This is a genomic window from Actinomadura geliboluensis (assembly GCF_005889745.1).
GTDB lineage: Bacteria > Actinomycetota > Actinomycetes > Streptosporangiales > Streptosporangiaceae > Spirillospora > Spirillospora geliboluensis.
Genome location: NZ_VCKZ01000033.1, coordinates 26,094 through 35,232, shown reverse-complemented (window position 1 = coordinate 35,232; position 9,139 = coordinate 26,094). Strand labels below are relative to the sequence as shown.

The 9,139-nt window shown below is 71.7% G+C and carries 8 protein-coding genes; 7 read left to right on the top strand and 1 reads right to left on the bottom strand.

The genetic code is table 11. The features are described from left to right. Positions 1-687: 687 nt before the first annotated feature. The 7 genes from ETD96_RS07660 (at position 688) to ETD96_RS07630 (ending at position 7,440) form a co-directional block, all read left to right on the top strand. Entirely contained in the window at positions 688-1,164 is a 477-nt protein-coding gene (locus tag ETD96_RS07660; RefSeq protein ID WP_138635578.1) for an RNA polymerase sigma factor, read from the top strand. Beyond that, a complete protein-coding gene (locus ETD96_RS07655; protein ID WP_138635577.1) occupies positions 1,161-1,802 on the top strand; it encodes a hypothetical protein in 642 nt (213 codons plus the stop codon). The genes ETD96_RS07660 and ETD96_RS07655 overlap by 4 nt, the downstream gene beginning before the upstream one ends. Positions 1,803-1,903: 101 nt before the next feature. Next, the gene (locus ETD96_RS07650; protein ID WP_205719154.1) at positions 1,904-3,376 is read left to right on the top strand and encodes an aldehyde dehydrogenase (NADP(+)); all 1,473 of its coding nucleotides are present in this window, start codon (positions 1,904-1,906) and stop codon (positions 3,374-3,376) included. After that, a complete protein-coding gene (locus tag ETD96_RS07645; RefSeq protein WP_138635576.1) occupies positions 3,373-4,701 on the top strand; it encodes an enolase C-terminal domain-like protein in 1,329 nt (442 codons plus the stop codon). Before ETD96_RS07650 ends, ETD96_RS07645 begins: the two co-directional genes overlap by 4 nt. Before the next feature lie 56 nt (positions 4,702-4,757). Further along, entirely contained in the window at positions 4,758-5,189 is a 432-nt protein-coding gene (locus tag ETD96_RS07640; RefSeq protein ID WP_138635575.1) for an acyl-CoA thioesterase, read from the top strand. Beyond that, positions 5,186-5,779, top strand: a complete 594-nt coding sequence (locus tag ETD96_RS07635) for a GNAT family N-acetyltransferase (protein WP_138635574.1) — start codon at positions 5,186-5,188, stop codon at positions 5,777-5,779. The genes ETD96_RS07640 and ETD96_RS07635 overlap by 4 nt, the downstream gene beginning before the upstream one ends. 251 nt (positions 5,780-6,030) lie before the next feature. After that, entirely contained in the window at positions 6,031-7,440 is a 1,410-nt protein-coding gene (locus tag ETD96_RS07630; RefSeq protein WP_240807361.1) for a S28 family serine protease, read from the top strand. Between the two features lie 96 nt (positions 7,441-7,536). Here the strand turns inward: ETD96_RS07630 and ETD96_RS07625 are convergent, their stop codons facing one another. Further along, on the bottom strand, positions 7,537-9,117 hold the full coding sequence (locus ETD96_RS07625) for a glycoside hydrolase family 13 protein (RefSeq protein WP_138635572.1): 1,581 nt from the start codon (positions 9,115-9,117) through the stop codon (positions 7,537-7,539). Positions 9,118-9,139 lie beyond the last annotated feature (22 nt).

The following is a 9,139-nucleotide window of genomic DNA, read 5'->3' as shown; positions in this document are numbered from 1 at the left end:
AGATTTGTATAAGAGACAGCTCCGCCCCTTGCGCCCTCGCACGTGCCCGCCCGAGCGTCCCACTCCCTCCGCGTGCGCCCTAGTCCCGCACTCACACTGTGGAAACCCGCGCACGTGGTGCTCGCTGTCCCGTGCTCTCGCCTGCGCATGTGCCCGTCGTAACCCGTCGGCTGTGCTTGGGCGCCTGTGAGGTCTGGCTCTCGGGTCAGCGAGGAGCGCCTACGGAGAGACCGCCCGACCACGGAGTGGCCGATGGCGAAGGCGCACCAGGGGCAATGCGTGGGTGTGAGATCGCGCAGCGGTCGAGGGGGCTGTTCTCGGGGTGCGGTTGTTGGGTGGCGCGTTCTGTGGCTGTGTCTTTGTCTGTGCTTGTCGGGTGTTCGGGTGGGTTTTGGTCGTGAGGGGGAGTCGAATTTGGTTCGTGGTGGTGTTGGGTGAATGTCGGGTTCGGGGATGGTAGGCCATTCTTAGTGATCTTTCCCGGGGGTGTCGGTGCAGGTGGGGGGAGGGGTGTAGTGACCTAGTGGTCATTGGTGTTTTCGATCACTGTGGCGGGATCTCGGCGGGTGATGTTGGGGATTGTGAGCCACGGTGGCGCTTTTATGCGTAAGACTGGGGTGAAAGCAGTTCCTGTGTGCCGCAAAGGAGATTCGTGGACGGGTCAACGATGACGGGGCGGGCGGCGCGATGAACATGGAGCGGGAGTCGCTGATGTCGTTCCCCGCGTTCCACCGGCACTGGGCGCCGCTGCTCACCGGGTACCTGCGGGCGCAGACGGCGGACGGACGCTGGGTCGAGGACGTCGCGCGGGAGAGCATGCTCGCCGCGCGGTGCGGGTGGGGCGAACTGGTCACCTGCGAGAAGCCGGGCGTGTGGCTGTTCCGGATCGCGACGACCCTGCTGCGCCGCTGGCAGGCGAAGGCGCGCGAGCAGTGCACCTCGCTGGACGAGATGGCCTGCGCCGGGCCGGACGGCCTGATGGCGGCGGTGCGGAGCCTGCCGCGCCGGCAGCGGGAGGCCGTCGCGCTGCGCTGCCTGCTGGAGTTCCCGATGCCGGACGTCGCGGAGATCCTGGACGAGAGCGAGGCCGCCGCCGCGGTGCACGTGGAGCGGGCGCGGCGGCGGCTGGCGGGGATGGTGCGGCCGGCGGAGGTCGACGCGTGACCCTGGACGGTGCCCTCGCCGCCGCGGCGTCCGCGATCGCGGGCATGCCCGAGGCCGAGTTCGCCGTCGGGCTCGCGGAGGTGGAGGAGGAGTACCGGCGGCGCGACGACATCGCGCGGGCGCGGCACGCGGCGTTCGTCGCGTCGCTGCAGCTCGACCGGGCCGCGTACGAGCTGGGGTGCCGCCACGAGGCGGACGGGAACCTGGTGGAGGCCGCCCGCTGGTTCCGGGTCGCGGCGGGCGGCGACCACGCCGATGCCGCGCTGCGGCTCGGCCGCACGCTCGACCGGCTGGCCGGGGCCTGCGGGCGCGCGGAGCTGCATCTGGTGACCGAGGCGGCGCAGGCGTACGCGGAGGCGTACGCGGCGGGCTATCCCGAGGCCGCCGACCGGATCGACGAGCTGCTGGCCGGGTTCGCGGGCCGCCGGGAGGAGCTGCCGCGCGAACCCCCGGCGCGCTGTACCCATGTCCGGGAGCTGGCCTCGGCGAACGAGGTGCTCAGCGACGAGCGGATCCGGGAGCTGAGCCGCCACGCCGCGCGGTGCATCACCTGCCTGGCGGACTTCGTCGCGTTGCTGAAGAGCGCCTCGGCCGCGCTCCCGTCCGGGACGGTGACCGATCCGTTCGCCCAGGATTGATGCTTCAGGTGCATCGAACAATGCGTTTTTCGTGTTGGACAGGTATCGTTCCCGTCTCCTAGGGTCCGTTTTGACGTGACCTGACGGAGGAGGACGGACCCTTGGCGCAGCTCACCGGACGCATGGTGATCGGCTTCGACCGCGTCGCCGGCACGGGGCGGGCGATCACCGCCGTCGATCCCCGCACCGGTGAGAACCTCGATCCCGAGTACCGCTACGGCGACCAGAGCGATGTGGAGCGCGCCTGCGCCCTGGCGGAGGAGGCGTTCGACGCCTACCGCGCGACGTCGGCCGAGCAGCGCGCCGCCTTCCTGGAGTCGATCGCGGCCAAGCTCGACGCGCTGAGCGGCGTCCTGGTCGAGCGCGCGGCGGCGGAGACCGGGCTTCCGGTGGTGCGGCTCACCGGTGAGGTCGGCCGGACGACGGGGCAGCTCCGGTTGTTCGCGGGAGACCTTCGCGACGGCGAGCCGTTCACGAGCGTCGACCCGGCGGGCGAGGGCGGGCCCGAGATCCGGCAGGGCAGGGTGCCGCTGGGGCCGGTCGTCGTGTTCGGCGCCAGCAACTTCCCGTTCGCGTTCTCCGTGGCCGGCGGCGACACCGCGTCCGCGCTGGCGGCGGGCTGCCCGGTCGTCGTGAAGGCGCACGACGCGCACCCGGGGACGTGCGAGCTGGTCGGGGCGGCGGTGTCGGAGGCCGTCCGGGAGGCGGGCCTGCCCGAGGGCGTGTTCTCCATGCTCTACGGCGACGGGCCCACGCTCGGCATCGCGCTCGTCACCGACCCGCGCGTCCGGGCGGTCGGGTTCACCGGGTCCCGGAAGGCGGGCCTGGCGATCGCGCGGGCGGCGGCGGGCCGGCCCGTTCCGATCCCGGTCTACGCGGAGATGAGCAGCGTCAACCCGGTGTTCCTGCTGCCGGACGCCCTGGCCGCGCGCGCCGGTGAGCTGGCCGAGGGGTTCGCCGGGTCGGTGACGCTCGGCGCCGGGCAGTTCTGCACCAACCCCGGGCTCGTCTTCGCGGTGAGGGGCGCGGATCTCGACGCGTTCCTGGACGCGGCGGCCAAGGCGATCGAGGCCGACCCGGGGGCGCCGATGCTCACCCCGGGCATCGCCCGCGCCTACGCCGACGGCGTCGCGCGGCTCGACCGGCATCCGGACGTGGAGATCATCGCCCGCGGCCGGGAGCCCGACGCGGCGGCCGGCTGCCGGGCCGCGCTCGCCGCCGTGGACGCCGCCCACTTCGGCCCCGACCTCCAGGAGGAGGTCTTCGGCGCCTGCTCGCTGGTGGTCCGCTGCGACGACCTCGACCAGGTCATCGCCGTGGCGCGGGGCCTGGAGGGCCAGCTGACCGCGACGATCCACGGCGCCGGGGACGACGCGGCGCGGCTGCTGCCGGTGGTGGAGCGGCTGGCCGGCCGGATCGTGTGGGACGGCTGGCCGACCGGGGTCAGGGTCGGGCACGCGATGGTCCACGGCGGCCCGTACCCGGCGACGTCCGACGCGCGCACGACGTCGGTGGGCAGCCTCGCCATCGAGCGGTTCCAGCGGCCGATCGCCCACCAGGGGACGCCCCGATGAGCACGCCGGTCGTCACCGGCATGCGGGTCGTGCCGGTCGCGGGCCACGACAGCATGCTGCTCAACCTGGGCGGGGCGCACGGCCCGTTCTTCACCCGGAACGTGCTGCTGCTGACCGACTCGTCCGGCAGCACGGGCGTCGGGGAGGTGCCGGGCGGCGAGGGCATCCGCAGGACGCTGGAGGACGCCCGCGAGCTGATCGTCGGCAGGCCCCTCGGCCGGTCGGACGAGATCCTGAACTCCGTCCGGGCCGCGTTCGGGCACCTGGACGCGGGCGGGCGCGGTCCGCTGACGCACGACACCCGGATCACCGTCCACGCGCTGGCCGCGATCGAGTCGGCGCTGCTGGACCTGATGGGGCGGTTCCTCGGCGTGCCGGTGGCGGCGCTGCTCGGCGACGGCGTCCAGCGCGGCTCGATCCCGATGCTCGGCTACCTGTTCTACATCGGCGACCGGAACAAGACGGACCTTCCGTATCAGGAGCCTCCGAAGGACGCGGACGGGTGGCTCCGGGTGCGGCACGAGGAGGCGCTGACGCCGGAGGCGATCGTCCGGCAGGCGGAGGCCGCGCGGGAGCGGTACGGGTTCGCCGACTTCAAGCTCAAGGGCGGCGTGCTGCGGCCCGACGAGGAGGCGGCGGCGGTGCGGGCGCTCGCCGAGCGGTTCCCGGACGCCCGCATCAACCTCGACCCGAACGGCGCGTGGTCGCTCGCCGAGGCCGTCCGGGTCGGCAACGATCTCAAGGACGTCCTCGCCTACGCCGAGGACCCGTGCGGCGCCGAACTGGGCTATTCCGGACGCGAGACGATGGCGGAGTTCCGCCGCGCGACCGGCCTGCGCACGGCCACCAACATGATCGCAACCGACTGGCGCGAGCTGGGCCACGCGATCCGGCTGGACGCGGTGGACATCCCGCTCGCCGACCCGCACTTCTGGACGATGCGCGGCTCGGTGCGGGTGGCGCAGCTCTGCGAGGCGTGGGGCCTCACCTGGGGCTCGCACTCCAACAACCACTTCGACGTGTCGCTGGCGATGTTCACCCACGTCGCCGCCGCGGCGCCCGGCGAGATCACCGCGATCGACACGCACTGGATCTGGCAGGACGGCCAGCGCCTCACCGCGGACCCGCTCCGCATCGTGGACGGCCGCGTCGACCTGCCCGACGCGCCGGGTCTCGGCGTCGAGATCGACGAGGAGCGGCTGGAGGAGGCGCACCGGCGCTACGTCCGCCACGGGCTCGGCGACCGGGACGACGAGGCGGCGATGCGGTACCTGATCCCGGGCTGGACGTTCGACCGCAAGCGACCCTGCCTCGTGAGGGACTGAATCGGCTGCGGGTAACATCGGGCCGACCCCCGGTTCCCCGATCCCCAGGCGAGGACATGCAGCGGACGCCTACGGCCGAGTACCGGCACGTCTACGAGTTCAACATCCGGTTCGGCGACATCGACTCCCAGGGCCATGTGAACAACGTCAAGTTCCTCGGCTACCTGGAGGACGCCCGGCTGGAGATGTTCCACGGCGACCCGGTGCGCAAGGGCGAGCAGCCCGTCCGCGGGATGGTGATCTCGCGGCACGAGATCGACTACCGGCTGCCGCTGCTGCCGACCGTCTACCCGATCCGGGTGGAGACCTGGGTGACCGAGGCCCGCGCCGCCTCGTTCAAGCTCGCCTACGAGGTGCGCGACGACGAGAACGTGTACGCGGAGGCGACCTCGACGCTCGTCGCGTTCGACGTGGAGGCGAACCGGCTGCGCCGCTTCACGCCGGAGGAGCGCGAGTTCATCGGGCGCTACGTGGTGCCGAGCGCATGACCGCGCTGGCCGGGCCCCAGCCCGCCCTGGATCGCCGCCAGCCGGGCGTTCGGCTCCGCGTCGTCCAGATGGCGGACGCGGAGGCGCTCGCCGCGCTGTACCGGGAGAACCGAGAGTACCTGCGCCCGTGGGAGCCGGAGCGCGACGACGCGTACTTCACGGTCGACGCCCAGCGCGACAACCTGCACGACCTCATCGAGGCGTACGCGCTGGGGGAGATGTGGCCCGGCCTGATCCTGGTCGACGGTGAGATCGCCGGACGGATCACGCTCAACAACATCCTGCGCGGCCCACTCCAGTGCTGCTTCGTCGGCTACTGGGTGGCGCGCGCGCACGCCGGCCATGGTGTCGCCACAGAGGCGCTGAGGCAGGCCCTGGACGTGGCGTTCGGCGCGCTGCGCCTGCACCGCGTCGAAGCCTTCACGAGGGTCGACAACCACGCGTCCCAGCGCGTCCTGCGCAACAACGGCTTCACGCCCGTCGGGACGGCCCGCCGCCACATCCACCTGGACGGGCGCTGGCACGACGAGCACCTCTTCGAGTGCCTGGCCCCGTGGGACGACGGGGTGTCCCTGACCCCGCCCGCGTGACCCTCTGCGCCCTCTCCACGTGACCCCTGCGGCCTCTCCGCGCCCCCTTCACGTGACCCTCTGCGGCCCCTTCGCGTGACCCGCCCGCAGGGTGATCTGTCCTGGCGCGCCCGGTGACAACCGAGCCGTCACGGATAGGTAACAAGCACCACAGCAATCCGTTTTAGGGCCTCTTCTCCCTCTAGTGTCGCGACGCGAATGTGGAGAACCCACGTGAAAGGGGCATAATGCGGCGCGTCTCACGAGGAGCGATGGCACTGCTGCTCGCCGCCGGAATGACCGGCGCGGGAGCCACGGCGGCGCAGGCGGCGATCACCGCGCAGGCGGGTACCACGCAGGCGGGTGCGGCCCAGGCCGGCGACATTCTGGCCCAGCTCAAGGCCATTCACGGAATGCGGGTGACGGAGAAGGACTCGACGATTCCCGGGGTCCGCTGGTTCTGGCTCGAATACCGCCAGCCCGTCGACCACCGCAAGCCCTGGGGGCAGTGGTTCGAGCAGCGCATCATGCTGCAGCACAAGTCGGCCGACAAGCCCATGGTGCTCTACACCAGCGGCTACGACACCCCCGAAGTGATGTTCACGTCCGAGCCCACGGCCCTGGTGGACGGCAACCAGATCTCGGTCGAGTACCGCTACTTCACCCCGTCCCGTCCCGAGCCGACCGACTGGTCCAAGGACAACATCTGGCAGGCCGCCACCGACGAGCACCGGCTCATCAAGGCCCTCAAGACCATCTACAAGGGCAAGTGGATCTCGACCGGCGCCAGCAAGGGCGGCATGACGGCCGTCTACCACAAGCGCTTCTACCCAGGTGACGTCGACGGCAGCGTCGTCTACGTGGCGCCCAACGACGTCAACAACAACGACGACCGCGCCTACGACGAGTTCTTCCGGACCGTCGGGGACGACCCCCAGTGCCGCGCCCACGTCAAGGCGCTCGCGCGCGAGTTCCTCAAGCGCCGCCCCGCCATGCTCCAGCGCTTCAAGGCCGCCGCCGACGAGCAGGGCCTGACCTTCACCATCCTGCGCTCGATGGACCGCGCCTTCGAGAACTCGGTCATGGACTACGAGTGGGCGTTCTACCAGTACAGCCTGCTGTCCGACTGCCCGTCGCTGCCGCCGGTGGACGCCGTTGACGACGAGATCTACAAGACGCTCGACACCATCTCCGGGCTGTCGTTCTACAGCGACCAAGGGCTCGCCCCGTACATTCCGTACTACTACCAGGCGGGCACTCAGCTCGGCTGGCCGTCGCCCAAGTTCAAGCACCTGCGGCCGCTGCTGCGCTACGAGGACAGCTACCAGCCGCGCACCTACGTCCCGCGTGACATCCCGATGCGGTTCGACCGGGGCAGCGCGATGCGCGACATCGACCGCTGGGTGCGGAACAACTCCAACCACATGCTGTTCCTGTACGGCGCCAACGACCCGTGGGGCGCCGAGCCGTTCACCCTGGGACGGGGCAGCCGCGACTCGGCCGTCTACGTCGCGCCCGGCATGAACCACAGCGCGCGCCTCATCGCCAAGCTGCCCGCCGACGAGCAGGCCGCGGCGGTCGCGGACGTCAAGCGCTGGGCCGGCGTCGAGTCGCAGGCCCGGACCTTCCAGGCGGTGCCGCCCGCCGACGACCCGCTCCAGATCCAGCGTCCGCCCACGTAACCGGCCCTTCCCGCCGGTGAAGGCCCGCGGTGCGCCGGTCCGTGCTCTGATCCCTGGCACGGCCCGGCGCACCGCGTCCTTCGTTCTGGCGGCTTCTCAGGGCGTCCGGAGCCAGGCGGCGGTGTTGCCGGGGAGCAGGTCGCCGTAGAGCGGGGTGCTCGTCAGGAGCGGGGTGCCCGCCGGAAGGCGCACCGGATTCTCGCCGCAGTTGAGCGCGCACGTCAGCGGGCCGCGCCGGAAGAAGAGCGCGCCGCCGGGGGAGTCGAGCCAGTCCAGGTCCTCGGGCAGGTCGTTCGCCAGGCGGCGCCGCAGCGCCAGCGCCTCCCGGTACCACCGCAGCATGGAGGACGGGTCCGAAACCTGCGCCTCCACCGTCATCGACGCCCACTCCGGCGGCATCGGCAGCCACGGCCGGACGCCGGCGGGGGAGAACCCGAACGGCTCGGCCCGGCCCGACCAGGGCAGCGGGACCCGGCAGCCGTCCCGCCCGGCGAGTTCCCCGCCCGTCCGCTCGAAGATCGGGTCCTGCCGGGCCTCGTCGGGGAGGTCCGTCACCTCGGGCAGCCCCAGTTCCTCGCCTTGGTACAGGTAGGCCGACCCTGGGAGCGACAAGAGCAGCAGTAGCGCGGCCTTGGCTCGCGCACGCTCGATGCCGGGGATGCCCCCTGGCCGCTCATACCGCGTCAAGTGGCGGATCGAGTCGTGACTGGACAGCACCCACGTGGGAGCGGCCCCGGTAGGCGCGACGGCCTTCAACGCAGCGTCGATCACGTCACGGAAGGCCGTCGCCGACCACGGAGCCAGCTGCAGGTCGAACTGGAACACCTGGTGCAGTTCGTCCGGACGCAGATAGAGCGCGAGGTCTTCGGGGCCGTCCGTCCACACCTCGCCTATGGCCATGCGGTCGCCGCCGTACTCGTCCAGGATCCGCCGCCACTTGCGGTACACCTCGTGCACCTCGGGACGGCTGTAGATCGGGCCGTTCGCGACGCGGCGGTCCCGCCCGGCGAGGTCGCCGAAGGACTCGTCCTTGAACAGGCCGGCGGCGACGTCGATGCGGAAGCCGTCCACGCCCCGGTCGAGCCAGAAGCGCAGGACGTCCTCGAACTCGTGCCGGACCTCCGGGTTGCGCCAGTTGAAGTCCGGCTGCTCGCGCGCGTACAGGTGCAGGTACCACTCGCCGCCGGCTCCGTCGTCCACCCGCGTCCAGGCCGGGCCGCCGAACGCGGACGGCCAGTCGTTGGGCGGCTGCTCCTCGCCGGGGCGCTCGCCCGGCCGCCCGGGACGGAAGATGTAGCGCGCGCGCTCGGGCGACCCCGGCGGCGCCGCGAGCGCCTCCTGGAACCAGGGGTGCCGGTCGGACGAGTGGTTCGGGACGATGTCGACGATCAGCCGCAGCCCGTGCGCGTGCACGTCCGCGACCAGCGCGTCGAAGTCGTCCAGCGTGCCGAACCGGGGGTCCACGTCGCGGTAGTCGGCCACGTCGTAGCCGCCGTCGGCCAGCGGCGAGCGGTAGAAGGGGGTGAGCCACAGGGCGTCCACGCCGAGGTCGCGCAGATGGCCGAGCCGGGACCGGATCCCCTGGAGGTCGCCTTCACCGTTCCCGTCGGCGTCGGCGAAACTGCGGACGTAGATCTCGTACACGACGGCGTCGCGCCACCACGGGATTCGCGTCATACACCGCGATCTACCCGATTAC